Origin of the sequence: Paraburkholderia sp. 22098 (assembly GCF_052045935.1) — a bacterium.
In the GTDB taxonomy this organism is placed as follows: Bacteria; Pseudomonadota; Gammaproteobacteria; order Burkholderiales; family Burkholderiaceae; genus Paraburkholderia; species Paraburkholderia caledonica.
Genome location: NZ_JBQEPV010000008.1, coordinates 343,451 through 367,579, shown reverse-complemented (window position 1 = coordinate 367,579; position 24,129 = coordinate 343,451). Strand labels below are relative to the sequence as shown.

Annotated in this window: 20 protein-coding genes; 6 read left to right on the top strand and 14 right to left on the bottom strand. The window is 62.0% G+C overall.

Annotated features, from left to right (window positions below):
* Positions 1 to 28: 28 nt before the first annotated feature.
* Positions 29 to 880 (top strand): alpha/beta fold hydrolase, encoded by an 852-nt coding sequence (locus tag ACTJLB_RS19460; protein WP_310066480.1) that lies wholly within the window; start codon positions 29 to 31, stop codon positions 878 to 880.
* 56 nt (positions 881 to 936) lie between these two features.
* Here ACTJLB_RS19460 and ACTJLB_RS19455 read toward each other — a convergent pair whose 3' ends face one another.
* From ACTJLB_RS19455 to ACTJLB_RS19445, 3 genes are all read right to left on the bottom strand, one after another.
* On the bottom strand, positions 937 to 2,160 hold the full coding sequence (locus ACTJLB_RS19455) for an acyltransferase family protein (RefSeq protein WP_027804350.1): 1,224 nt from the start codon (positions 2,158 to 2,160) through the stop codon (positions 937 to 939).
* A gap of 105 nt (positions 2,161 to 2,265) precedes the next feature.
* A complete protein-coding gene (locus tag ACTJLB_RS19450) occupies positions 2,266 to 3,267 on the bottom strand; it encodes a glycosyltransferase family 2 protein (RefSeq protein WP_020066306.1) in 1,002 nt (333 codons plus the stop codon).
* A gap of 260 nt (positions 3,268 to 3,527) precedes the next feature.
* Entirely contained in the window at positions 3,528 to 4,544 is a 1,017-nt protein-coding gene (locus tag ACTJLB_RS19445) for an ATP-grasp fold amidoligase family protein (RefSeq protein WP_440784222.1), read from the bottom strand.
* Positions 4,545 to 4,941: 397 nt separating this feature from the next.
* On the opposite strand from ACTJLB_RS19445, the gene ACTJLB_RS19440 reads away from it, so the two are divergent.
* Positions 4,942 to 5,631, top strand: coding sequence for a hydrolase (locus tag ACTJLB_RS19440; RefSeq protein ID WP_408192446.1), 690 nt, complete (start codon positions 4,942 to 4,944; stop codon positions 5,629 to 5,631).
* 45 nt (positions 5,632 to 5,676) lie between these two features.
* Here the strand turns inward: ACTJLB_RS19440 and ACTJLB_RS19435 are convergent, their stop codons facing one another.
* The 3 genes from ACTJLB_RS19435 to ACTJLB_RS19425 all read right to left on the bottom strand — a co-directional run bounded on the left by ACTJLB_RS19435 (position 5,677) and on the right by ACTJLB_RS19425 (position 10,041).
* On the bottom strand, positions 5,677 to 7,566 hold the full coding sequence (locus tag ACTJLB_RS19435) for a feruloyl-CoA synthase (protein ID WP_440784221.1): 1,890 nt from the start codon (positions 7,564 to 7,566) through the stop codon (positions 5,677 to 5,679).
* 106 nt (positions 7,567 to 7,672) lie between these two features.
* Positions 7,673 to 9,124: an aldehyde dehydrogenase gene (locus ACTJLB_RS19430; protein ID WP_440784220.1), complete on the bottom strand. Its 1,452-nt coding sequence runs from the start codon at positions 9,122 to 9,124 to the stop codon at positions 7,673 to 7,675.
* Positions 9,125 to 9,204: 80 nt separating this feature from the next.
* On the bottom strand, positions 9,205 to 10,041 hold the full coding sequence (locus tag ACTJLB_RS19425; protein ID WP_020066301.1) for a p-hydroxycinnamoyl CoA hydratase/lyase: 837 nt from the start codon (positions 10,039 to 10,041) through the stop codon (positions 9,205 to 9,207).
* Positions 10,042 to 10,464: 423 nt separating this feature from the next.
* On the opposite strand from ACTJLB_RS19425, the gene mhpT reads away from it, so the two are divergent.
* Genes mhpT through ACTJLB_RS19410 form a run of 3 tightly spaced genes read left to right on the top strand, consistent with a single transcriptional unit; the run spans position 10,465 to position 14,624 of the window.
* Positions 10,465 to 11,706 carry a 3-(3-hydroxy-phenyl)propionate transporter MhpT gene (gene mhpT / locus ACTJLB_RS19420; RefSeq protein ID WP_165572649.1) on the top strand — a complete coding sequence of 414 codons (1,242 nt, stop codon included), beginning with the start codon at positions 10,465 to 10,467 and terminating at the stop codon, positions 11,704 to 11,706.
* Positions 11,707 to 11,764: 58 nt separating this feature from the next.
* Positions 11,765 to 12,907, top strand: a complete 1,143-nt coding sequence (locus ACTJLB_RS19415) for a porin (RefSeq protein WP_288827291.1) — start codon at positions 11,765 to 11,767, stop codon at positions 12,905 to 12,907.
* 10 nt (positions 12,908 to 12,917) lie between these two features.
* Positions 12,918 to 14,624: a tannase/feruloyl esterase family alpha/beta hydrolase gene (locus ACTJLB_RS19410; protein WP_440784219.1), complete on the top strand. Its 1,707-nt coding sequence runs from the start codon at positions 12,918 to 12,920 to the stop codon at positions 14,622 to 14,624.
* Between the two features lie 144 nt (positions 14,625 to 14,768).
* On the opposite strand, the gene ACTJLB_RS19405 is transcribed toward ACTJLB_RS19410, so the two are convergent.
* Positions 14,769 to 15,956: a hypothetical protein gene (locus ACTJLB_RS19405; RefSeq protein ID WP_020066297.1), complete on the bottom strand. Its 1,188-nt coding sequence runs from the start codon at positions 15,954 to 15,956 to the stop codon at positions 14,769 to 14,771.
* Between the two features lie 442 nt (positions 15,957 to 16,398).
* Here ACTJLB_RS19405 and ACTJLB_RS19400 point away from each other — a divergent pair, with 442 nt between their 5' ends.
* Positions 16,399 to 17,577 carry a GGDEF domain-containing protein gene (locus tag ACTJLB_RS19400; RefSeq protein ID WP_087753370.1) on the top strand — a complete coding sequence of 393 codons (1,179 nt, stop codon included), beginning with the start codon at positions 16,399 to 16,401 and terminating at the stop codon, positions 17,575 to 17,577.
* Positions 17,578 to 17,640: 63 nt separating this feature from the next.
* Here the strand turns inward: ACTJLB_RS19400 and ACTJLB_RS19395 are convergent, their stop codons facing one another.
* From ACTJLB_RS19395 to ACTJLB_RS19365, 7 genes are all read right to left on the bottom strand, one after another.
* Positions 17,641 to 18,396: an SDR family oxidoreductase gene (locus ACTJLB_RS19395; RefSeq protein ID WP_440784218.1), complete on the bottom strand. Its 756-nt coding sequence runs from the start codon at positions 18,394 to 18,396 to the stop codon at positions 17,641 to 17,643.
* A 157-nt stretch (positions 18,397 to 18,553) separates the two neighbouring features.
* Positions 18,554 to 19,564: a LysR family transcriptional regulator gene (locus ACTJLB_RS19390; protein WP_087753368.1), complete on the bottom strand. Its 1,011-nt coding sequence runs from the start codon at positions 19,562 to 19,564 to the stop codon at positions 18,554 to 18,556.
* Positions 19,565 to 19,668: 104 nt separating this feature from the next.
* On the bottom strand, positions 19,669 to 20,550 hold the full coding sequence (locus ACTJLB_RS19385) for an RNA polymerase sigma-70 factor (protein WP_088173923.1): 882 nt from the start codon (positions 20,548 to 20,550) through the stop codon (positions 19,669 to 19,671).
* A gap of 191 nt (positions 20,551 to 20,741) precedes the next feature.
* A complete protein-coding gene (locus tag ACTJLB_RS19380) occupies positions 20,742 to 21,095 on the bottom strand; it encodes a RidA family protein (protein ID WP_440784217.1) in 354 nt (117 codons plus the stop codon).
* Positions 21,096 to 21,173: 78 nt separating this feature from the next.
* Positions 21,174 to 22,355 carry an NAD(P)/FAD-dependent oxidoreductase gene (locus tag ACTJLB_RS19375; RefSeq protein WP_440784216.1) on the bottom strand — a complete coding sequence of 394 codons (1,182 nt, stop codon included), beginning with the start codon at positions 22,353 to 22,355 and terminating at the stop codon, positions 21,174 to 21,176.
* On the bottom strand, positions 22,348 to 23,754 hold the full coding sequence (locus tag ACTJLB_RS19370; RefSeq protein WP_440784215.1) for an FAD-dependent oxidoreductase: 1,407 nt from the start codon (positions 23,752 to 23,754) through the stop codon (positions 22,348 to 22,350). The genes ACTJLB_RS19375 and ACTJLB_RS19370 overlap by 8 nt, the downstream gene beginning before the upstream one ends.
* A complete protein-coding gene (locus tag ACTJLB_RS19365; RefSeq protein WP_027804346.1) occupies positions 23,744 to 24,127 on the bottom strand; it encodes a (2Fe-2S)-binding protein in 384 nt (127 codons plus the stop codon). Before ACTJLB_RS19365 ends, ACTJLB_RS19370 begins: the two co-directional genes overlap by 11 nt.
* Positions 24,128 to 24,129: the final 2 nt, after the last annotated feature.

Below are 24,129 nucleotides of genomic sequence, written 5' to 3'. Positions count from 1 at the left end.
GGCATAGTGCAGGCAAAGGAGCCAGTGTATGAACGCCCGAACCGATTTCTCCCTGCTTGCCGCGCCCGAACTCTCGTTTGCGACCATCGCATCGGGCATTAGCGTGCCGTATGTCGAGTGCGGAACGGGAGAGCCGCTCGTCTTCGTGCATGGCTCGCTGTGCGACTACCGCTACTGGAGTGCGCAGACAGCCGCGCTGTCCAGGCATTTCCGCTGCATCTCGGTGAGCTTGAGCCACTACTGGCCCGCAGCCTACGCGTGCATTCAGGGTGAGTTCGGCTGGCAGACGCATGTTGCCGAACTGGCCGAATTCATCGAGGCGCTCGGCATCGCGCCTGTGCACCTGGTCGGCCACTCGCGCGGCGGTTGCGTCGCGTTCAACCTGGCGCGCGAGTACCCGCGACTCGTGAAGACGCTTACGCTTGCGGACCCTGGCGGTCCGTTACAGATAGACGGCATGCCCGACGCGTCGCTGCCGACCGCGACGAACGCGCTGCGCGCACGCGTTGTGGACTTGATAGAAGCAGGCGAGATCGACGCGGGTCTTGAACTGTTTGTGGACTCGGTCAGCGCGCCGGGATCATGGCGCAAGAGTTCTGTAGCCTTTCGCACGATGGCCACGGACAACGCGGCCACCCTGCCGAAACAGCTGCGTGACCCGTTGCCCGCATATTCACGCGACGCGGCGCGCGGTGTGAAATGCCGAACGCTGTTGATCGAAGGGCAACGCAGCCCTCGCATGTTCCGCAATAACGTCGAAAAACTCGCGGACTGGATCGACTACGCGGACAAGCAGACCATTGCGGGCGCGTCGCATGGAATGAATGTGTCGAACGCTGGAGCTTTCAATCGGCTCGTGCATTCGTTTGCGAGCTTTTGAAGGTGCTTCTAAAGCCGGCCGCCTTGCGCTGAAACGCCTCGCGGCGGCGTCAATCCTCAAACACTTCCCGGCTCTGCTGCGGGAGCCCTCGTCCTCGCTCTGAGGAACCGGCCGCGAATCCAGTCCCTCAACGGAGCGACCAGCCGCTCCTGGAAATACACGGCCGCAATCACCGTTCCGATCAGATACAGCGGATAAGTCGCCATACTGGGTATGACTTCTTTGGAAGCCGCGACGCATTCGGAGAAGTGCGAAGCGCACCATAGGGGCGATTTGCCAATAGACAGCAGTTTCAACACCTTCATCATGACGAGGAAGATCGGCACATGAATCGCAAATAGCGAGAGTGCCGAGTTCCCTAAACGAGTCGATAGCGCCGCGAATCTGGACGGAACCGAAAGGCCGGCGAATACGGCGACGAGCAACAGCTCAGCGGGCATCAACGCGCCGTTATGAACGAGATAACGTGTATTGATGGATCCATGCGACTCGAACCACGCAGCGGCTGCGAACGAGCCTGCAAACACCAGCAACGCTGCGGCAAGCTTCATGCCGCTGCGGTGAATGGCGGTCAGATGTCCCTCGCGAAACAGTCCATACAGGACGATACCGCCCAGAAATTCGGGCAGTCGCAGCACCGGGTTGCGGGTGACTATGCCGACCGCGGCGGGACCGTACCAGTGCATCAGCGTCGCAAGCACAGGCGGGACGAGGTAAAGCACCCATAAAATCAGTAACAGCCGGTGTTTGTTTCGGGCTTTGAGAAGCCGCGGCGCGAAAAACGGAAACGCCAGATAGAAGAAAAACAATGTCGCGAGCGACCAGGATGGCGGATTAACCGACCCGTATAGCGGATTCCACACCTGCAGCAAGAACAGGTTCAGCACGAAATTAATAGCGGTCTCGGTGGGGCCGAGCGTAACGTAGTGCTCTGCGTCGTCGAGCGACATGATCGCGAACTGCTGGTATCCGCGCGTGCCTGCCGCCGAGACGAGAAGCACCAGTACGAGCGCAATGAGATGCACGGGGTAAAGATTGGAAAGGCGCTTCACAAAAAACTCGCGCGTGCCGCCCCGCAACTCGACGCTTCGCCCGAAGTAGACGTGGGCCAGAATGAAGCCCGACAAGATGAAGAACGAACTCGTGGCGAAGCCGCCCAGGTTGGCCAACTCAACGAACGGAAGCGTCACGTACTGCGGATACTGATGTATCGAATGAAACACCATCAAATACACAGCCAGCGCGAAACGCAGTACATCCAGGCCAACGAACTTGTTCATCATCACTTCCATGCAAATTGTTGCGGTGACATCAGGTGCAACGCACCGGGCATGCTTTAAAGATCGAAACGAACCGCAAACAACAATTCAACTTGTTTCGGATGACTAAAGGCGACGACGGGCAAGAGGATTCGCAATGTAACGAACGGCGAAATCGGAGAGCGTCGAGAAAGGCAGCAAACAGAGACTCGACAAAGCGAGCGTGCCAATCTTTTTCTTGTAGCTCCAGAACGGGTTCCCTACGATCGAGCGGAAGTAGCTGTGCGACTGCCGGCTGACCCATCGCCAGCGTTTCGTGAACGGCGCCTGATAAACGGCAGAGCAGAAATGGGCCTTCTCAAGCGAAAAGTCATGAAACGACAGCGGAAGTTCGATCCCCAGACGCGCGCGCGCCATTTGCCGCAGAATGGCCCAGCGTTTGGTCAGCGCCTTTGGCGCTTTGTCGTTGCTTTCGGAGTTTGCGAAATCAATGCCCGAGTTCTCGGTGCGATGCACGCGGTAAGCACCGAGCGATTCCGGAATCGTTGCGACGGCTCCTAACAGGGCGACGCCGTAGATCGCATAGAAGTCCGCTCCGTAGCGATTGATATCGGCCTCTGGAACGGGAAATATCTTCTTTAATGCGCTTGTGCGGTAAGCGTTGCCCGATGCAGGCGGCGACGGATATAACCATCCCTGGCGCAAAGGGCTGCCGCAGTCGCTGGGAGCCGCGGAGTGCGGTACGTATGTACCCGACGGCTTGCCTGCGGGATCGATGACGTCGAGCCGGAATTGGACCTTGACGAAGTTGCCGCTATCGAACACGCGCATGACTTTCGACACCGCGTGAGAATAAAGCAGATCGTCGGAATCGAGCAAAATGACAAATTCTGTCTCAATCAGGTTCACTGCATCGTTATATGCGGATACCTGGCCGCCATTTTGCTTGTAAAGCGCTTTAACGCGGCAGCCGTAACTTTCTATGATTTCACGCGAGCCGTCGGTCGATCCGTCGTCGATTACGAGCACCTGAGTAGCCGGATAATCCTGATCGAGGGCTGAGTTGATGGCCTTAGCGAGGAAGCGGCCATAGTTGTAATTGCAGATGACGATTGTCACGTTTTGCATATTTATTCACCACCTGTCATGAACCGGGAGCGCAGCGTACCGGCGACTACTGCCCGCCTTGGGTTCGCTCGCGCTGGCCTCTGAAGCCAGCACGAATCAATTTACCTTTCCGTTCGTTGCCCCGCCAACGGGCGGTAGTGCGATATGTGCGGTTGATAACACAACTGGACGCGGCTCGCGTGAGCTTCGGTAAAGCGGGGAATATGCCCTTATGCGGCGCGCGTTACCTGACAAAAGTTGCCGAAATAAACCGGCAAACGTTACGCCGGTTGCGTCGACGGAATCGGTAAAGGCGGCCTTGCTGAAAGGAATGCGTCGGGCACGAGTTTTCCCCACTCGTAGTCGATCTTGTCAGGCGTGAATGGCAGTACGCCCGCGCCGGGCGTAAACGTCAATTCGCCGAAGTAAATCTGGTTATCCGGCGCATAGAGGTCCACGCGAACATAATCGAAATCGCTGCATAGCCTGGTGGCGGCGTCCAGAATGGCTTCCAGGTTCTCCGGGCGGGGTGACGGCTCTGCACTGGGTTTGTAGGCGCCAATCGCCATGTCCAGATGGTTCCAGTTCGCGTCGTATATGTCGCCATGCGTATTCGAGCCGAACCGGTCCGAGATCACCAGAATGTAAATGGTAGGCCTTCCACTTCGGCCGCCGAAGCAGTGCAGTTTGTAGTCGGCGGGAATCTGGCCGCTCTTGTCGAGCAACAGGTGTTCGAAGAAAACGCGTGGCTCGATTTGGCGATAGTGTTTCTCTCGCGCGATCTTGTAGAAGTCGAGTGTCAACCAGTGATCGGCAAGCTCTCGCAGTTCTTCGAAAGAGCGTGTGGACTTGTCTCTCACCACCTCCACATAGCTGCTGCCGTGATTGGCTTTCATCACGAACGAGTTCGGCAGCGCATCGAATACTTCTTTCGAAAAGGTGTCTGGCGCTGCGAGCAACGGAATTACGTGCTCCTCGCCCAGCACTCTCGCTACATATTTTCTAACCGTAAGCTTGTCGGTCAGCTCCGCGAACCACGGATCGGGCCGCAGGCTTTTACGCAAGATCTTCTCATTGAAGGTAGTAGGGCGCAGCAGGCTCGGATAGCGGCCAATTTCTTTGTGATGCAGCAAGCTCAGGAACAGTGGCGCCGGTAATAGTGACTTGGCCGCTTCCTTTATCTTGCGAACTGTCGATTGGCGGCGCAGTGGGGCGGTACTTGTGGACGATGGCGCTTTTTGTTGAGGTACAGAAGGGCCGGATTCACCCGGAAACTGGACTGAATTGGTCGTCGTCATTTTTCGAATTCCCGTAAGTTATTCGCGCTACATCAGGGGCCCGGCCAGGCCTGCCGATGTATCACGATGCGAGGTTAACGTACGGAAGTCGCGCTAATTGCCAGCGTCGCTAAACGAAGGTGTTTTGGCCTAATCCCATGAAGGCGGCCGATTGTGCGCGAACATGTTTTCGAACCGAAAGCATGTGACTGCAGGGTACCGCGCGCCTTGCGGGGCGTTGGCCCTTAAGGATGAAACCTTTCGGTTTGTTATTTTTAAGAACGATTAAGGACTTGGACAAGGACTCGGCGCAAGCCCGTCGATAGACTGCATTCCAGTTTTTCCTCGCTTGTGAAGCGAATGCGGCATGTTTTCCCTGTTCAGCAAACCCTTATCGACACTTAGGACGTACAAAGCCATGGCTAATCCGAAACTGCAAGTCCTCACGCCTGCGAACTCGCAGATCATCTTTATCGATCACCAGCCGCAAATGGCTTTCGGCGTCCAGTCGATCGACCGGCAGGTGCTGAAGAACAACGTGGTTGGCCTTGCCAAGGCCGCACGCGTGTTCAACATTCCCACGACCATCACGACGGTGGAATCGGAAAGCTTCTCCGGCTATACGTACCCGGAGCTGCTGGACGTGTTCCCCGGCCACAAGGTGCTGGAACGCACGTCGATGAATTCGTGGGACGACCAGAAGGTTCGCGACTCGCTCGCCGCCAACGGCCGCAAGAAAGTGGTGGTGGCGGGTCTGTGGACCGAGGTCTGCAACAACACCTTCTCGCTGTGCGCAATGGACGAAGGCGACTACGAGATCTACATGGTGGCAGACGCGTCGGGCGGCACCTCCAAGGAAGCGCATGAATATTCGATGCAGCGCATGATCCAGGCCGGCGTTGTTCCGGTGACGTGGCAACAGGTGCTGCTCGAATGGCAACGCGACTGGGCTCACAAAGAGACGTACGACGCAGTCATGGGCATCGTCAAGGAACATTCCGGCGCCTACGGCATGGGCGTTGACTACGCGTACACGATGGTCCACAAGTCGGCGCAGCGCGCGGTCGGAACGCACGAAGTTCTCGCGCCCGTGCCTGCACGCAAGTAAGCGCTTAGGCCGCATGTTGCGGCCAGCGCGTCGCATTGCCCGGCTTCAGGTCTGGACATGCGGCGCGTAAATCACGGCCGGATCCCGCTGGATCGGGTCATGCAGCGCCTGCACGAGTTCAGCGCGGTGCGTGAGCACGGCGCGCTGATTGATCGAGCCTTTGTCGGTTATTTCGCCGAGATCGAGCGACGGCGCGACGTCGAGCAGACGCATCCGTGCGATCGTGGTCGCGCCGCCTGTCGACTCGCGATTGAGCCGATCGAGCAATTCGACGAAGAACTGCCGCACGGCGGGCGCGCTCACGACTTCGGACGCGCTCGCCGACGAAGGCAGTTGCGCGAGGCGCCGGCAGTCGTCGAGTCGCGGGAACACGAGCAAGCCCACGTCGTCGCAATTCAATCCAGAGACGACCACGTCCTGCACATACGGCGCGCCCGCCGAAATAACACGCGCGCGCATCGGGCCGACGCTGACAAAGGTGCCGGAGCTGAGCTTGAAGTCTTCGGCAATGCGGCCGTCAAACATCAAACCCAGTTCGGGCTGTTGCGGGTCGACGAACTTCAGTGCGTCGCCACTGCAGTAATAGCCTTCGTCGTCGAATGATTTCTCAGTGGCTGCACCGTCCATTCGCCAATAGCCGCGCATGACGTGGGGACCGCGAAAGCGCGCCTCCAGCTTGTCTCCGATGGGCACGAGCTTCACTTCGCAGCCCGGCGCGGGTACGCCCACATAACCGGCGGCCTTCGCGGGCAGCGTCGTGAAGAGGCACGACGGCGAAGTCTCCGTCATGCCGAGACCCGCCATGATGCGAATACGCTCGCCGCAAAAGCGTTCCGTAACCTGTTGCAGCCGATCCCACGCGGCTTGCGAGAGTCCCGCTCCCGCAAAGAAATACACCTTCACACGTGAGAAAAATGTCTCGCGCAGCTTGGCGTCGGTTTCAAGCGCGCTCGTCAGTTCTTCCCAGCCCTTGGGCACATTGAAGTAAATCGTCGGAGCGATCTCGCGAAGATTGCGCAGCGTTTCTTCGAACTTCTTGCCGACGGGCTTGCCGTCGTCGATATAAAGCGTGCCGCCGTTATAGAGCGCGATGCCCGCGTTGTGACTGCCGCCGAACGTGTGATTCCACGGCAGCCAGTCGACGAGTACCGGCGGCTCGTCGGCGAACTCGGGAAATGTTTCGCGCAGCATCTGCTGGTTGCTGCATAGCATGCGATGCGTCGTCGGAACGGCCTTCGGCAGCGTCGTCGAGCCTGACGTGAAGAGGAATTTGGCTATGCTGTCCGGATCGATCGCTTCGTGCGCGGTATCGACCGTAATGGGCGTTGTGTCGAGCAGCGCCGACAGCTTCGTCACAGGGCGGGCACAGGAGCCCGTGGACGCCACGACTTCGACATCGGCCGCAACAGTTGCGTCGATTGCAGCGGCAAATGCAGAGGCATCGGTCGCGAAGACAAGACCGGGCGTGAGCACATCGAGCGTATGCCTCAGCTTGCCAAAATCGCTGGAAACGAGCGAGTACGCCGGCGAAATGGGCGCGTACGGTACGCCGGCCCACATTGCGCCGAGCGCGATCATCATGTGTTCGAGATCGTTGCCGGAGAGGATCGCAACGGGCCGCTCGGCCGACAGGTTGCGCTCGAGCAGCGCCTGGCCGATGGCACGCGCACGCTGCAGCATTTGCGCGTAGCTGATGCCTTGCCATTCCCCGTTCGCGCCGCGGCGCGCGACGAGCCAGCGGTCCGGATGCGCACGCGCGCCGCTTGCCAGCCGGTCGGTCAGGCGCTGCGGATAGTTGCCGGGCATCGCGGCGGACTCCATGTACCACACGTCGCCGTCACGGCGAACGCGAGCGGGCGCCGAACCGATCCGCACTTCGCGATAGCGCACGGGCGTTTCTCTATCGACACTGGATTGCGTCGGCTGCAAATTCACTTATTGTCTCCTTCCCGCAGTCTTCGTCTGCTGCGAAGCATGCGGGATTCGAATGATGCCGCTGAACGGCATTCGTGTCAGATCGAGATGTGTTTGATCGAGCGGCCTAGATCGGATAGTGACGCGGACCCGTCTGGATCGTAATCCAACGCAGATCCGTGAACTCGGCAATCGACGCCTTACTGCCGAAACGTCCGTAACCGCTTCCCTTCACGCCTCCGAACGGCATCTGCGCTTCATCATGAACGGTCGGTCCATTGATGTGGCATATGCCCGACTCCACACGTTTCGCGACGCTCATCGCGCGTGCGATATCGCGGCTGAAGACAGCGGCGGACAGGCCGAACTCGCTGTCATTCGCCACTTTCACGGCTTCGTCGTCGGTATCCACGCGCAGCACGGTCACGACCGGCGCAAACGATTCTTCGGCGTAGAGCTTCATAGCCGGGAGAACGCCGTCGACGATGGTCGGCTGCATGATTGCGCCAGTCAACGTGCCGCCGCCGAGTACTTTCGCGCCGTGTTCGCGGGCGTCCTGCACGAGCGCCGTTGCGCGTTGCGCGGCTTGCGCGCTGACCATCGCGCCGAGCTTGGCATCCTTCGCGGTGGGAGCGCCGGCAACCAGCGTGCGCGCTTTCTCAGCAAGCTTGTCGACGAGCGCATCGGCTACGCTGCGATGCGCGATCACGCGTTCCGTCGACATGCAGATCTGCCCTTGATTGAAGAAGGCGCCGAACGCAATGGCGTCCACGGCCGCGTCGAGATCCGCGTCTTCGAGTACGAGAACGGGTGCCTTACCGCCGAGTTCGAGCAGTGCGGGCTTGAGATGTTTGGCTGCATGCATCGCGATGATGCGGCCCACGTGGGTCGATCCCGTGAAGTTCACGCGACGCACGGCGGGGTGCGCGATCAGCCGTTCGACGATGGCAGGCGCGTCGTCCGGCGCGTTCGTCACCACGTTGACGACGCCGTCGCCGAGTCCCGCATCCTGCAGCACGCTGCCGATCATTCTGTGCACGGCCGGACAGGCCTCCGATGCCTTCAGCACGACGGTGTTACCGCACGCGAGCGGCATCGCGACAGCGCGCGTGCCGAGAATCACCGGCGCATTCCACGGCGCAATGCCGAGTACGACGCCGCACGGCTGGCGCACCGCGAGAGCAATGTTGTCAGGCGTGTCGGTCGGAATCACGCTGCCGTCGATCTGTGTGGTCATGGCTGCGGCTTCGCGCAACATGTTGGCTGCGAGATGCACGTTGAAGCCGTACCAGTTGGCCATCGCGCCGGTTTCGGCCATGCCGCATTCGATGAACGCGCCCGCTCGCGCGTCCATGAGGTCGGCGGCTTTCAGCAGGCGCGCACGGCGTTCGGTCGGCCGTAGCGCGGACCACGCCGGAAACGCGGCGGCGGCGGCTTCGACAGCGGCGTCCGCATCGGCGAGCGTCGCAGCAGGCGCGCGCGAAGCCACGCCGCCGGTAACCGGATCAATCCGCTCGAAGGTGGCGCCGCCCGACGCCGGACAGTCCTTGCCCCCGATCAACATACTTACTTCGTTCACGATGGCTGTCTCCTTTGCATGCTTATTCCCGTGCTGCGCGCAGGTGCGGGCAGGCTACGGGATCAATATTTACCTGTTCGTCACTCAGTGCGCTTATACGCCTGAAGGCCAGGCTTGATCGATTTCTGGTCGAGGAATTGCCGCAAGCCTTCTTCACGTCCTTTCTCGGGATCGCGCAATTGCGCCTGGTCGAGCTTCGCATACAGATAGTCTTCGTTCTGCTCCCACGTCAGTTCGCGCGAGCGTTTGAAACCGTGCTTGGCGGCGCGCAGAACGACAGGATTTTTCTCGAGCAGCTTCGCGGCCAACGCGACCGTTTTGGCACGCAGTTGTTCGAGCGGCACGCTGCTGTTGACGAGTCCCATTGCAGCGGCTTCTTTCCCGTCGAACGTGTCGCCGGTCATGATGTAGTACAGCGCCTGACGATGCCCGACCGTATCCGCCATTGCCTTGCTGACCAGATTGCCCGGCGGAATGCCCCAGTTGATTTCGGAGAGGCCGAACACGGCTTCGTCGGCCGCGATAGCCAAATCGCACGCGACGAGCGGAGAGAAGCCGCCGCCGAAACACCAGCCGTTGACCATGGCGATAGTCGGCTTCGAGTACATGCGCAGCAGTTTCCACTGCCATTGGCATGCGTCGCGGCGAATCTTTTCCTGCAGGATCTCCGGACCTGCATCGACTTCGCGGAAGTACTCCTTCAAGTCCATGCCCGCCGTCCATGCGTCGCCGGCGCCTGTCAGCACCAGTACCTTTGCGTCCGCGTCCAGTTCCAGCGTCTCCAGTACCTGGATCATTTCGCTGTTGAGCGTGGGACTCATTGCATTGCGTTTCTCGGGGCGATTGAACGTCACCCATGCGATGCCTTCCTGGACTTTCACGTCCACCGTCTTCCACCGACCCTCATAACTTGCCATTTCGTAGCTCCAGCGCGCCTGTGCGCGTATCGATGTTTGTCGTGATGTGCGAGCGCCCGGTGGCGTTTGCATTAAGGCTTCAATGCATGCGCCGTATCAGGTAGCCTGATACAAGTCTATTATCAAGCGGCTTTGGACACAATCGCCGCGTGATCGGTGAAAACCCTTGCGTTGAATGTACCTGGGGTATTCACCAAAGACGCTCACCTTGTTTTGTCAGGTCGCCTGATATTTAATATGCTCCATCGCGACTGACCGTAGCGCGTTCTCATGAACGCGCTTTTGTTCACCCATGATGTCAGGGAACCTGATACATGGGGCGATAAGGATGCATCGGCGGCCATCGACACAATAAACAGCAATCAACTTGCATTGACCGGAGCAGGACGCGAAAGCGGCGGCTCCGGCCGACAGGAGACAGACATGAAATCCACCAGAACAGCACTGCCGGCAGACGGCATGGCGCAAGCCACCGCGCGAACGGGCGCCGCCGTCACGTTGAGTCTTTGTTTTGCGGTTGCCTTGCTCGAGGGGCTCGACCTTCAATCGGTTGGCGTCGCGGCGCCGCGCATGGCGCGCGAGTTCGGCCTGAGCGTCGCGCAAATGGGGCTTGCGTTCAGCGCGGGCACCTTCGGGCTATTGCCGGGCGCGATGTTGGGCGGAAGGCTCGCCGACCGCATCGGTCGCAAGCGGATACTGATTCTGTGCGCGTGTCTGTTTGGTCTGCTGTCTATTGCGACTGCGTTCGTCAGCAGCTTCGGCATGCTTGTTTTCGTCCGCGTGTTGACGGGTATCGGGCTGGGCGGCGCGTTGCCGAACCTGATCGCGCTATCGTCGGAGGCGGTCTCGCCGAAGTTGCGCAATACCGCCGTTAGCGTGATGTATTGCGGTATCCCCTTCGGCGGAGTGATCGCCTCGATTGTCGGCATTGTGAGCATCGGCGATACGCAATGGCGACACATCTTCTATGTGGGCGGCGCGGGGCCACTCATTCTGGTGCCGCTTCTGCTCGCATTCCTGCCTGAGTCCTCCGCGTTCCGCCGCGCGTCACACGGCATGAACGCGAAGCCCGCGCCCGTCGGCGAAGTGCTGTTCGGCGGGAGCCGGGGGCTCTCAACGCTGCAAATCTGGATCAGCTACTTCTGCACGCTGATCGTTCTGTACTTCCTGCTGAACTGGTTGCCCTCGTTGATGGCGGCACGCGGACTCGCGCGCGCGGAAGTCGGTTATGTGCAGATCTTCTTCAACATCGGCGGCGGCCTGGGCGCGCTTTTCATCGGCATGTTGATGGACCGTTTGCGCGGCGGTGTGGTGGTGTCAGGCATGTACATCGGCATTATCGCGTCGCTCGCGGCGTTGTCGATCGCGCCGGGTTTCGCGGCGCTGACGGTATCCGCGTTCTTCGCAGGGATGTTCGTGATCGGCGGCCAATCGGTGCTGTATGCGCTCTCTGCTGCGTTCTATCCGACAGCGATGCGAGGCACCGGTGTCGGAGCAGCGGTCGCAGTGGGGCGCGTCGGCTCGGTGGTCGGCCCGCTTGCGGCGGGCCAGTTGCTGGCCATGGGCCGCAGTTCGTCGACGGTGATCGGCGCGAGCATTCCGGTCACGCTGATTGCCGCGGCGGCGGCTCTGATGCTGATCCGCCGTCCGCGCGCGAACGACTGATCAGACATCCTTATCAAATCAACTGAAAAAGAAAACACAACGTTTGGAGATGACAACGATGCAAACAGTCACGACCCGCCTTTTTATATCCGGCGCCCTGTGCGCGCTGAGTACGACCGCGCTCGCGCAGTCGAGCGTCACGCTGTACGGGATCATCGATACCGGTGTGGAATACGTATCGCATGCGAATGCCGCAGGCGGCCATGTGTTTCGCATGCCGGCGGTAACGGGCGAGCTGCCTTCGCGTTGGGGCCTGCGCGGTACCGAGGATCTCGGCGGCGGCTATAGCGCCGTCTTCACACTGGAAAGCGGGTTCAACGTTCGCGACGGCAGTTCCGGCCAGGGCGGGCGGCTGTTTGGACGGCAGGCGTTTGTCGGCCTCAAGGGGCCATACGGGACCATGGCATTTGGCCGGCAATACACGATGACGTACCTCGCGCTGCAAGGCGCCGACATTATCGGCCCGGACATCTACGGCATGGGTTCGCTCGACGCATATGTGCCCAATGCGCGTGCCGATAATTCGGTGACGTACATGGGCACGTACAAGGGCTTCACGCTCGGCGCCGGGTATTCGTTCGGCCGCGATTCGGCCGGCACGGGCAACTCGCCAGGGCAGGGCACTTGCGCGGGTTCGGTAGCGGGCCACCCGACCGAGTGCCGCGACTGGTCGGTAATGCTCAAATACGACGCGCCGAACTTCGGCGTTGCAGCTTCGTATGAGGAGCAACGCGGCGGCACAAATGCGCAGGCGAACTTCTTCGACGGCGTCGCTCCCACGCCGCTTGGCAACGCCGCCGACAAGGACGCCCGCACACATGTGAGCGCCTATGCGCAGTACGCGGGCGCGAAGCTCGGCGCGGGCTGGCTTGGTCGGCGCGTCGTGACGGACTCGCCAGCGGTGCCGAACGTGCGCTCGGATCTGTTCTTCGTCGGCGCGTCGTACTTCGTGACGCCCGCGTTCCTGGTCGACGGAGAAGTGTTCCGCATCGTCAACAGTGTGCACGACTCCCGCGCGACGATGGGCGCGCTGCGAACCACGTATCTGTTGAGTAAGCGCTCGTCCGTGTATGCGCAGGCCGCCTATCTGGCCAATAGCGCGAAGGCGCGCTATTCGGTAAGCGGCGGCGGTGGCGGCACGACGCCCGCCGCCGGCATCGGTCAGACAGGTGTAATGGTCGGCATCAAGCACGCGTTCTAGGAGACATCGAATGAGAAAGTCTGTAATTGCGGTATCCGTGTGCGCGACGCTTGGAGCATGCGGCGGCTCTTCCGATAACACATTGACGTTGCCGCACCTGAGCGCGGCGACACCGGCAACGCTCGTCGGAAGCTGCGCGGCGCTGGCGAGCAAATTGTCCTTCGCCAACACCACGTTCAATTCCGTGCAGGATGTACCGGCCGGAACGCTGACGGTGGCGAGCAAGCCAATCGCCGAGCATTGTGTCGTTCAAGGGCAGATGAATCAGCGCGTGAGCGCTGTCGACGGAAAGACCTACGCAATCGGCTTCGAGATGCGTCTGCCCGTTGCATGGAACGGAAGGTTTTTCTATCAGGCCAACGGCGGGCTCGACGGCAACGTGGTGACGGCAACCGGCGAGATCGGCGGAGGCGGACCGCTCAACGATGCACTGAACATGGGGTTTGCCGTGATCAGTTCCGACGCGGGACACTCGTCGTCGCAGAATCCGCTATTCGGCCTCGATCCTCAGGCGCGTATCGACTACGGCTATAACGCGGTAGCGACGCTCACGCCGATGGCCAAGCAGGTCATTCGCACCGCCTACGGCAAGGCGCCGGATCGCAGTTATTTCGACGGTTGCTCGAACGGCGGACGTCACGCGATGGTGGCGGCGGCGAGATCGTCGGCCGAATACGACGGGATCATTGCGGGCGATCCGGGCTTTCATTTGCCGAAGGCGGCCATCGGCGAAATGTGGGGCGCGCAGCAATTCGCAAAGGTCGCGACTGCGACAACCGCGAATGGCCTGCCCGACATCAAGACCGGCTTTACTGCCGCCGAACGCCAACTGGTGGCGTCGAGGATCATTGCAAAGTGCGATGCACTAGATGGTGTCGCCGACGGCATGGTGCAGGACATTAAGGCATGCCAGGCGAATTTCAACCTGTCCGCGGACTTGCCGACCTGCTCGGGCAACGTACGCGACGGAACGTGCCTGACCACCGCGCAAAAAGAAGCGATCGGCAACGTGTTTTCGGGCGCGCGCAACAGCGCCGGCACCGCGTTGTACGCGAGCTTTCCCTACGATGCGGGCGTGAGCGGCGCGGGCTGGTCGGCATGGAAGCAGAGCAACTCCATCACGCTCGACCCCGCCGCCGCTGCATTTACGTTCACGACGCCGCCGCAAAGCGCTTCGCTGCTGAGCCAGTTGTCATCGTATGCATTGAACTTCAGCATGGACACCGACGCACCGAAGATCTTTGCGACGAGCGGCGCGTACACGGAATCGTCGTGGTCGTTCATGACGCCGCCCGACGAGGCCAATCTCAGCGCGCTCAGGCAACGCGGCGCGAAGCTGATGGTGTATCACGGCACGAGCGACCCAGTGTTTTCGTCGAACGATACGACCGACTGGTATCAACGCGTGATGGCGGCCAATGGCGGCGATGCGAGCAGCTTCGCGCGGCTCTTCACGGTCGCGGGAATGAACCATTGCTCGGGCGGCCCCGCAGCCGATCAGTTCGACATGCTCACGCCGATGGTCGCCTGGGTGGAGCAGGGCAAGGCACCGGATAGCGTCATCGCGACCGCTCGCGATGCGAGCAATGCGATCCCGAATAGCGAAGTGCCTGCGCAGTGGGGAGCGGGCCGCACACGGCCGCTGTGTCCGTATCCGAAAGTCGCGCGCTATAAGGGCGGCGATGTGAATTCAGCGGCGAGCTTCTCGTGTAGTTGATGCATGCGCGAGCCGCGGTTCCACGGCCCGTTACTGGTGACGACAGTAATGATGTTTGCGGTCTTGCGGCGTCGGCTGGACGCGTTGAGCGTCACCGCCGTCGCCGCTATTGTCCGCACACCGCGCATGCCGCGAACGTTTCAGTTATTGCGACTCGTACCACGAGTATGTCGGAAGCGAGCTGATTGGCGGCGTGCCGATCTGCAATGTGACGTCGCGCAACGAGGTCAACTCGATATTGCGCAGATCGCCCATGTAACGGCGCGAATCGCCGTTGTCGTTGATATACGCCACGACGTTCCCGGTGATGCCCGCGACGTTCGTGCTGGAGAGCGGCTGCCCCCAGATGTCGAAGAACTGACCCAGCGTGAACGTCTTCAGGGTCGGCGTTTCGATATGAATGATGCCGGTCTGGTCGTGCGTGTGCATTTCATAGTTGCACTGCGACAGTATGCCCACGTTCGCCGGCATGGCGAGCCATTGGCCGTCCTTGATGATCGCGAGATGCGCATGCACGTGGTACAGCTCGCTCATCCCGGCAGCACAGATCAAACCGTCGACCGTGGCGCCGTTCCCGCCGGTCGCCGTATTGCCGGCCGGCCAGTACTGGCTTCCCACCACGCCCAGATAGGCGAGCGTGACCGGATTCGGGTCGAAGGGCGGCGGATCGGTCCATGTGTAGGTGGGGATCTGCGTCAACGGCGTGCCGGTCATGATGGTGACTTCGCCATGCGGCGGAAGCACGAGACTCGCGGGATCGCCCTTGTATTGCGAAAGCGTGCCGCCGTCGTTCACATAGATCGTAACGGGTGATCCGCTCAGGCCCGCGACGTTCGATGCACCGAGCGTTTCGCCCCATATCGCAAAGAACTGGCCGAGTGTGTAGGACGCGCCGGTGGTCGTATCCATGCGAATCTTGCCGCTTGCGTCGACGGTGTGCAGCGGATACGCGCAACCTGTCTGCGCAGTCATGGTCGGTCCGACCGTGCCGATGTTGGCGGGCACCGAGAGCAGGCGGCCGTTCTGATAGATCGACAGATGCGTGTAGGTATAGGCATTGCTGCGCAACCCGCAATTCAGCCCGCCGACCGGCTGTCCGAGGCCGCCCGACGATGTCGAGCCCGTGGGCCAGTTTGCATCGCCAAGCGTCGTGCCGTCGATCACAGGCGTAGCGGCGGCCAGTGTCGGTGTAGTCGCGCTCGTGCCCGATGCGCCGGATGCCGGTGCAGCGGCGCCCGTGTTCGAGGCACCCCCGCCGCCTCCGCCGCCGCAACCTGCGACGATCAGTAAAACACCAATGGCGACAAACCGTGAGCCCAGCCGTTCCAACATCGCTTACTCCATGCGGTGGTTGAAGATGAATTCGTAGAAGTAGATATCGCGCAGACGTCGCGGAGTCGCTTCGCTGCGTGGAGCAGCTGCGAAAGAAAGGCGGCGATGAAGCCGGCGCATGCTCGCGAGCCCGCACGAAATCGGCAGGTTGAGGGTAGCAGATGCGGTTAAAAAACGAACCCGATGAATCACAACGTTTTGCGACTATTTCTGTCGCATTTAGGGGTGTCGGGCGATGCATCGATGCGATTCACTTGAAATGCACTTATGGTTCAGCGGCACTTCGTCGAGTGCTTTTTAGGCGCATTGGTTAATGGCGCATTGAGTTATCGGCAAGCTCCCAGAAAAGAGTGCATGCCTCCATTAGCGGAGCACTTCGTTCCGATACAAGTAAAATGCCGCAGTCGCCGCATCCTGCCGGCGTGGAACTGTCCGGTCAGCGATGCATGTCGATCTCCTCACCCTTTACCTGCTTTTAATCGGAACGCTATTCGCCAGTTCCGGAATGACGCTTTGGGAACACCAAAGCCATCCGCGGCGAAGCCGGGAGTTGCGAGTACTGGCAGCGGGATATGCGACGCTCGCAACCGGTTGCGCAGCGGCCGTGTTTCGTCACGATCTGCCCGCCCCGTGGGGCTCCGCGCTGAGCAATCTGGTCATTCTGACGGGCTACCTGCTGGTCCTGCACGGTGCCGCGTTGCTAAACGGGCGTCGATACCCGGCCGGTTCGCTCGCGTTGCTCCTGCTCATGGCGCTGACATGGGCAGTGGGCGGTGCGCGCTGGGAGAGCACCGTGTGGGCATACGTGAGCGCGGTCGCAATCGCGGTGGCGAGCGGCATGACGTCCCGCGAGTTCCTTCGAAGCGACGACTTCAAAGCCTTCCAGTCACGGCGTATCGCGGTGGCGGTGACGGCTATCCACGCGCTTTTCTATGCCTTTCGGGCTCTGGTTCTGCCTTGGCTCGTGACGCGGTACGGAATGGGCCTGCTGCCCACCATCGGCGCAATCACGATGTACGAGGGCGTCCTGTACTCGGTCATTCTGCCGATGACCGTGCTGAAGATGATCCGCGAGGAAACGCATGGCCAACTCCTGCACGAATCGCAAACCGATTACCTGACCCGTCTCGGGAATCGCAGATGGTTCTTCGAGGAAGGGATGCGTGTGCTCGGTGAGGGTCATGAAAGCGGTTCCGTGTCGCTGCTTGCGCTCGACCTCGACCACTTCAAAAAGCTCAACGATCGCTACGGTCACAAGACCGGTGACGAAGTGCTCAAATCATTTGCGGATGTCGCGCGCAGCGTGGTGGGGCGCGAGGCGGTGCTTGCCAGAATCGGCGGAGAAGAGTTCGCTGTGCTGTTGCCGCGCCATGACGAACGCCGCGCGCGCGAGGTGGGCGAGGCTATTGTCAGGCGCTTTGCACAGACCGTTTCGCACAGGGTGGACGGCGTTGATATTCAGGCTACGGTGAGCATCGGCCTCGCGCATTCCGGCGACGCGGGGCAGTCGCTTGCCGAACTGCTGGCCGCAGCCGACGAGGCGCTATACCGCGCCAAATCGTTGGGCGGCAACCGGCTCGAATCGGCACAGAATGCCGCGCGCCTGAGAGTGGTTAGATAAGCGATCTTTCCCCAACGGCAACGTGCGTTTCATCGAGCACCAGGTCTGTCCACCGACGCCCAGTCAGCCTGCCGCCTTTGACCGGCTGAGCCATTCTTCCAGCCCGATGCGGCCGAGGCGCGCTTCGCCCAATGGCACAAGCGATAGCTCCTCGACGCGACCGCCGAAGTAGCGCGCCTCCGGATCGCGCACCACTTCGCGCGGATCTCCGATTGCCTTCAGGTAGCTCGCGATGATTTCGTCGAATGGGGCTCGTTGCGGACCCGCGATCTCGACAATGCCGTTGCGCGGCGCAGCAAGCGCGACATCGGCAACAAAGGCCGCGACGTCGTCGGATGCAATGGGCTGGAAGAGTCCGGGCGAAAGCCTGACCGTGTTGTCCTCGGCGCTCGACGCGGCGATGCCGCCCAGAAATTCCAGGAACTGCGTCGAGCGAATGATGGTGTAGGGAATGCCCGAAGCCTCGATCAGCTTTTCCTGTGCGACCTTGGCGCGGAAATAGCCGTTCTCCGGCGTCCTGTCGGTTCCCACGATAGAAAGGGCGACATGATGGCCGACGCCGGCAGCGGCCTCCGCGGCGTGAAGGTTGCGACCGGAAGTCTCGAAGAATTCGAGCACTGCGCTGTCTTCGAACGACGGCGAATTGGCCAGGTCGATGACCACTTGCGCGCCTTGGAGCGCCTCCTGAAGGCCTTCTCCTGTGAGCGTGTTGATACCGCTTCTGGGCGACGCAGCGAGAACGTCGTGGCCGGCGTCGCGCAGAATCGTGACGGTCTTCGAGCCGATCAGGCCGGTGCCGCCGATAACAACGATCTTCATGATCGAGACCCCTCGTAATTGACGGCAAGACGCCGCATAGCTTCATGGTAGGCGGACGCCGGGCGTGACGCCATGCGCGTGCAGGCACTCACGGTGTTGTCTTTACCGCACCAATCGCGATCCGGCACCGCGCGCTTCCGTCTGACGAACTTGCGGTTCACTCGACCGTCGATAAAGCCGGCGCCGACGTCACCGTCGTGTCGCATGGCGGGTTCATCGCGCGCGTTTGCTCGATCATGTAGTCGACGAACACGCGGATGCGGGCCGGAAGATGCTGGCGGCTCAGATAGCAGATGTAGTGACCTTCGTCGTCGGGCGCATATTGCGCGAGGCAACTCAGCAACTGGCGGTCGCCAAGCAGGTCACGCACCTGATAAGCCGGCAATTGTGCGATGCCGAGACCGTCGAGCACCGCCTGCAGGATCAGGTCAGGGTCGTTGTACGTGTGCTGCGCGGCGGGCTGATGCCGCAGCGGGCTGCCGTCCACCTTGAACTGCCAGTCCTTGACGCGGCCCGAGGCGTTGCGCAGGTTGATGCAACGATGATCCGCAAGCTCGTCGACGTGGCGCGGCAGACCGTGCTGGCGCGCATAGGCGGGCGATGCGCAGACGATCATCTGCATCGCAGTGAGTTGCCGCGCGACGATCCCGCTGTCTTCCATGCGCCCGTCGCGAAACGACACGTCCACGCGGTCGGCGGTGAAGTCGGCGGGGCGATCGTTCAGCAGCAGTTCGAGCGTGATGCCGGGATAGCGCGAGTGAAAGTCTCGCAATAACGGCGCGACGATCTTGCGGCCGAAGCCGGAGGTCGACGCAATGCGCAAATGCCCGCGCGGCGGCCCGCTGCGCAGATCGCGCATGCCGTCGAGCGCCGCCACGATACGCTCGATGCCAGGCTGGCAGCTCTCGTAGAAGAGTTCGCCCTCGCGTGTGAGCGACGTGCTGCGGGTCGTGCGCAGGAACAGGCGCACTTCGAGTTGCGCCTCGAGCTTCTGCACATTGCGGCTAACCGAGGAGCGGCCGATGCCGAGGCGATCGCCCGCGCGGGCGAAACTGCCTTCATTGGCGACGGCCAGGAACGAAACGACGCCGGCATAGGTGGTCGCAAAGCTGCTCGCGAACGGGTCCTGGCTGCCGGCTACAGGGCGAGGTGATCGGTAATCTGACATGCGGCGCGACTCGTGAGGTCTAAAACCGGCTAGACGTATCAGTCGCGCCGTTTGTGACATCGCCCGCGGTTTTGCGTCGCCGGCGCCGCGCGCCGCATGTGGATTCAACCGTTCGAACAGGCCGCGGCAAGGCGCGCGAGCTTCTCGGGATTGCGCTGCACGAGGATGCGGACAATGCGCTCATTGTCCGTTTCGACCGCTTGTGCCGATTCGAGCTTGCCTTCGAAAAAGCGCAGCAGCGCCCACTCACCGTTGAGCACCACGAGCCTGATACTGAGTTCGCTGCCATAGCGGCGCGACGACGCGTAGAACAGCTGCGCGATTCTGCGGCCGCCGAGCATCGGCTGGGGCGCGCTCGGCACTTTGCCGCCGCCGTCGCCGATCAGCATGGCGTCTTCGGCGAGTAACGCGTTGATCGCCGGGAAGTCGCCGCGCTCGACGGCCTGCGCGAACATCCGCAAAAGACGATGATGCGTCTCCTGCGGCACGGCATTACGCGGACGCTCTTCGCGAAGTTGGCCTTTGGCACGGCTCACGAGCTGGCGGCAGGCCGCCTCGCTCTTGCCGATTGCGCGGGCCACTTCGTCGTAGTCGGCATCGAAAACTTCGCGTAAGAGGAAGGCGGCGCGCGCTTCGGGCGTCAGCCGTTCCAGCAGCATCAGGAACGCGACGGACACGTCGTCGCTGCGTTCGACCGCCTCCTCGGGTGTAGCGGGCGAGCCGGTCATTTGCGGTTCGGGCAACCAGATGCCCTTATAGTGCTCGCGCTGCGTTTTGGCAGCGCGCAAACGGTCTATGGACACGCGGGTCGTGACCGCGACGAGCCATGCTTCCACGTTGTCGATTTTTTCGCGCGCGGCCGCATGCCAGCGCAGCCAGACGTCCTGCACGATGTCTTCGGCTTCCGCTACGGAGCCGAGCATTCGATAAGCGATTTTCTGCAAGCGCGGGCGCAGGCCGTTGAAGGCGCTGACGTCGTCGTCCATGGAGGTTTCCTGTTGCGTTGATACAGGCCTCGCTCGAAGAGCGGGCCGGCAACCGAATATTGCCATGGACGATCTGTCTTGCGAGCGACAGCCTTAAACGCCGGGTCGGCTCGACGGGAATCCGGGCAGGATCGGACTCCGGCGCGTGAGCGAACCAGCAGTCGCGCTCACGTGCCGCCTCTGGACCGGTTTCAGCCGAGCGCCACCACGGCGATCTCCACCAGCAATTCCGGCGCGGCAAGCTGCGCTTGCACGGTGGCGCGCGTGGGCGCGCAACCTTGCGGAACCCACGCGTCCCATACCTCGTTCATGCCGCCGAAGTCGCGCGCAATGTCCGAGAGCCATACCTGGGCGGAAACGAGTCTTGTCTTGTCGATGCCGGCCTTCTCCAGGAAGCCGTCGATCTTTTCCAGCACCTTCGCGGTCTGCACTTTCACGTCCGGCGTGTGATCAGCGGAAGTCTGGCCGCCGATGAATACGAGGCCGGCAGCCTTGACGACGCGGCTCATACGTTGATTGGTTTCGATGCGAACAATATCGGTCATGACAATGTCTCTGGTTGAGGTCGAACGAAGCCGCCGCGCGCGCTCATGAAACGCGCGACGGAGCAAAAAGGGAACCGCTTATTGCGTAACGAGATGCGCCGCGCTTGCAGACGAAGACGCAGACGAAGCCGCGCCGCGCTCGAACCGGTCGATTCCGAACGCATCCAGCGAAATGGAAGGCGTGCCGTCGAACATCAGCTCGGACACGAGCTTGCCGCAACCGGGTCCTAGCTGAAAGCCGCTGCCGCAATAGCCGAACGAGTAGTACAGGTTCGACGCCTTGCGGCTTGCGGAAATGACTGGCAGTTCGTCTTCGGTGAAGGCCTCGACGCCGGCCCACGCACGGTTCACGCCGAGATTGCGCAAATGAGGAAAGAGGTCGGTCACCGTCCGTGCACTGCGCACGAGCCGCGCGAAGTCGACTTCGCCGTGACGGTTCGACAGATCGGCGATACCGATCAGCTTCCCGCCGATCACCACGGTACCGTTGTCGAACTGCTTGAACGACAACGGACGGCCGGTTGCACCGAGCGTGGCACGACAGAACGGCGCGACGCGATGCGTGACCATCAGCATCAGACCTTCCGGGTGCACCGGCACGGGCTCGCCCACCTGCTTCGCCAGTTCGCCGGACCACGCGCCCGCGGTGACGAGCAGCTTCTCCGCGCTGAAGGTGCCGCGCGGCGTGAAGGCGAGCCAGCGCGTGCCGCGTTGTTCGATGCGGTGCACGGCGGTGCCTTCCAGGAAACGGGCGCCGAGACGCTGGGCCGCGAGGCGGAATGCCGTCGTGGTTCGAAAGGGCAGCGCGTAGCCGTCACGCTCGACCCAGATTCCGCCTGTGACGTGCCGCGCGAGCGCCGGTTCGAGTTCGAGCACGGTGTCGCGGTCGATTACTTTCTCGTGTGTGAATCCGTGCGATTCGAGCAGCGCAACGCGCTCGCGGCATGCCTGCAGTTCGTCGTCGGTCTCGGCGATCTTCAACTGACCTGAAGGCACGAAGCCGCCATCCTCGCCGAGCAGGTCGGTCATGCCATGCCAGATTTCGCGCGACATCAGAGCGAGCGGAATCTCGGGCAACGGACGGCCCAGCGTTCGCACGCCGCCCGCGTTGACGCCCGACGAATGACGCGCGACGTAATCGGCTTCGAGCACGATCACCTTCGCGCCGCGGCGCGCGAGATGAAGCGCGCTGCTCGTGCCGTGCAGCCCGCCGCCGACCACGAGCACATCGGCTTCCTGGATGACGGTCGTGTCATTCACCGGCCAGTTCTCCAAGCGTGAGCGGCTTGATCGGCGGACGGATGCGGTAGTAGCCGACTTCGGCGGGCGAGACGCGGCGCGCATCGGCGATCACCTCCGTCACCGTCAGACCGCACATGCGCCCCTGGCACGGACCCATGCCGCAGCGTCCGAACGACTTGGCCTGATTCGGCCCGACGCAGCCCAACTCGACAAACTTGCGCAACTCGCCCGCAGTGACTTCCTCGCAACGACACACAATCGTCTCGTCGCGCGGAATACGGTTGATGTCGCGAGGGCGGTACAGGCTGTCGAGAAACGGCCGGATACGCATGACGCCCGCGAGGTCGCGGCGGTGCTCGACGGCTTGCGCGTCGCGTGCGGCGGCGGTGATCGCGCCGAGTTGCGCGGCTGCCGCGAGGCCGGCCAGTGCGCCCTGCAAGGCCGCCGCCTGCGCGCCGCCAATGCCCGCACCATCGCCGGCGATGAAAATGCCGGGCACGTCCAGTTCGCCCCACGCGTCCACTTTCGGGGTGAAGCAGAGTTGGTCGTTGTCCCAGCGGTGCGACGCGCGCAGCGCCTGCGTGAATTGCGTGTTCGGCACCACGCCCTGATGCAGAAGAATCACGTCGGCTTCAAGACGATGCGCGTTGCCTTGGGTCGTGAAGTGCAGCGCGGCGGCGCGCTCCACATGATCTGCGCCGACGCGCGCTTCCACGCGCAAGTCGTCGGCCGCCTCGAAAATGGGCACGCCGGCATTGCGCAGCGTTCGGATTAGTTGCAGGCCTTTGCTCAGGAACGGCCATGCGCGCAGCGCCGAAAGCATGTGACGTTTCGCGCGCCAGCGATCCTCGTGGCGCGTGGTATCGACGAGCGCGCGGATCGGCACGCCGGCGCGGACGTATTGCCAGCCGAGCAGATACAGCAGCGGTCCGCAGCCCGCCAGCACCGGCGGTGCGGCAGGCCCTTCGCCCGCGCTCTTCAAAAGGATCTGCGCGGCGCCCGCCGTCAGCACTCCCGGCAGCGTCCAGCCGGGAATCGGAAACGGGCGCTCGAGTGCGCCGCTCGCGAGAATCACGCGTTGGGCGTCGAAGCTGCCGATCTTGCCGTCCTTCAGATAATTGATGCCCCGCTCGCGCGTGACTTGCCACACAGTTGCACTGGTCACGTGACGCGCGCCGGAGGCGGCGAATGCATCGGCGATCGCCGCGCCCGCCGCGTAATCTGGTCCAAGTATCTCCTTGCGGCGCGCATCGGCGCGGCCGATGCCGCGATAGATCTGGCCGCCCACGGCGTCCTGTTCGTCGATCAGCACCGTCTTCAGTCCGGCGCGCGCCGTGCGCGTGGCCGCGCTCATGCCGGCGGGACCGGCGCCGATCACGACGACGTCCACTGCTTCGGAAACAAAATCAGCGGCCATGGGCGTTCTCCAAAGGTACATCTGTCAAATCTGCGGGCGGCAGATCGCGCGCGCCCTCCTGCGAGCGGATTCGCATGCCCGCCTTGACCTCGACCATGCAGGCCTGGCGGCTCGGCACGCCGTCTATCTCGACGAGGCATTCGAAGCACGCGCCCATCATGCAGAACGGTGCGCGCGGAGCGCCCGACACCGGCGTCGCGCGAAACCGCGAAACGCCCGCGGCAAGCAGCGCTGCCGCGACGGAGCGGCCATCCGGCACGGTCAGCGGCTGATCGTTGAACCAGATTGCGACGGGTGTGGCGGCCGCGCCTTGCGCGCCGTCGAGCGGCTTGAAAAGGGCGTGAGTCGGCATTTGAGTCGATTGAGTAGTCATGT

What these genes read in the sequence shown, in the direction of transcription:
- ACTJLB_RS19425 (WP_020066301.1), bottom strand. Translation starts at nt 10,041, where the DNA reads ATGGCAAGTTATGAGGGTCGGTGGAAGACGGTGGACGTGAAAGTCCAG.
- ACTJLB_RS19400 (WP_087753370.1), top strand. Translation starts at nt 16,399, where the DNA reads ATGCATGTCGATCTCCTCACCCTTTACCTGCTTTTAATCGGAACGCTA.
- ACTJLB_RS19440 (WP_408192446.1), top strand. Translation starts at nt 4,942, where the DNA reads ATGGCTAATCCGAAACTGCAAGTCCTCACGCCTGCGAACTCGCAGATC.
- ACTJLB_RS19405 (WP_020066297.1), bottom strand. Translation starts at nt 15,956, where the DNA reads ATGTTGGAACGGCTGGGCTCACGGTTTGTCGCCATTGGTGTTTTACTG.
- ACTJLB_RS19460 (WP_310066480.1), top strand. Translation starts at nt 29, where the DNA reads ATGAACGCCCGAACCGATTTCTCCCTGCTTGCCGCGCCCGAACTCTCG.
- ACTJLB_RS19380 (WP_440784217.1), bottom strand. Translation starts at nt 21,095, where the DNA reads ATGACCGATATTGTTCGCATCGAAACCAATCAACGTATGAGCCGCGTC.
- ACTJLB_RS19390 (WP_087753368.1), bottom strand. Translation starts at nt 19,564, where the DNA reads ATGTCAGATTACCGATCACCTCGCCCTGTAGCCGGCAGCCAGGACCCG.
- ACTJLB_RS19385 (WP_088173923.1), bottom strand. Translation starts at nt 20,550, where the DNA reads ATGGACGACGACGTCAGCGCCTTCAACGGCCTGCGCCCGCGCTTGCAG.
- ACTJLB_RS19450 (WP_020066306.1), bottom strand. Translation starts at nt 3,267, where the DNA reads ATGCAAAACGTGACAATCGTCATCTGCAATTACAACTATGGCCGCTTC.
- ACTJLB_RS19370 (WP_440784215.1), bottom strand. Translation starts at nt 23,754, where the DNA reads ATGGCCGCTGATTTTGTTTCCGAAGCAGTGGACGTCGTCGTGATCGGC.
- ACTJLB_RS19365 (WP_027804346.1), bottom strand. Translation starts at nt 24,127, where the DNA reads ATGACTACTCAATCGACTCAAATGCCGACTCACGCCCTTTTCAAGCCG.
- mhpT (WP_165572649.1), top strand. Translation starts at nt 10,465, where the DNA reads ATGAAATCCACCAGAACAGCACTGCCGGCAGACGGCATGGCGCAAGCC.
- ACTJLB_RS19415 (WP_288827291.1), top strand. Translation starts at nt 11,765, where the DNA reads ATGCAAACAGTCACGACCCGCCTTTTTATATCCGGCGCCCTGTGCGCG.
- ACTJLB_RS19455 (WP_027804350.1), bottom strand. Translation starts at nt 2,160, where the DNA reads ATGAACAAGTTCGTTGGCCTGGATGTACTGCGTTTCGCGCTGGCTGTG.
- ACTJLB_RS19395 (WP_440784218.1), bottom strand. Translation starts at nt 18,396, where the DNA reads ATGAAGATCGTTGTTATCGGCGGCACCGGCCTGATCGGCTCGAAGACC.
- ACTJLB_RS19410 (WP_440784219.1), top strand. Translation starts at nt 12,918, where the DNA reads ATGAGAAAGTCTGTAATTGCGGTATCCGTGTGCGCGACGCTTGGAGCA.
- ACTJLB_RS19445 (WP_440784222.1), bottom strand. Translation starts at nt 4,544, where the DNA reads ATGACGACGACCAATTCAGTCCAGTTTCCGGGTGAATCCGGCCCTTCT.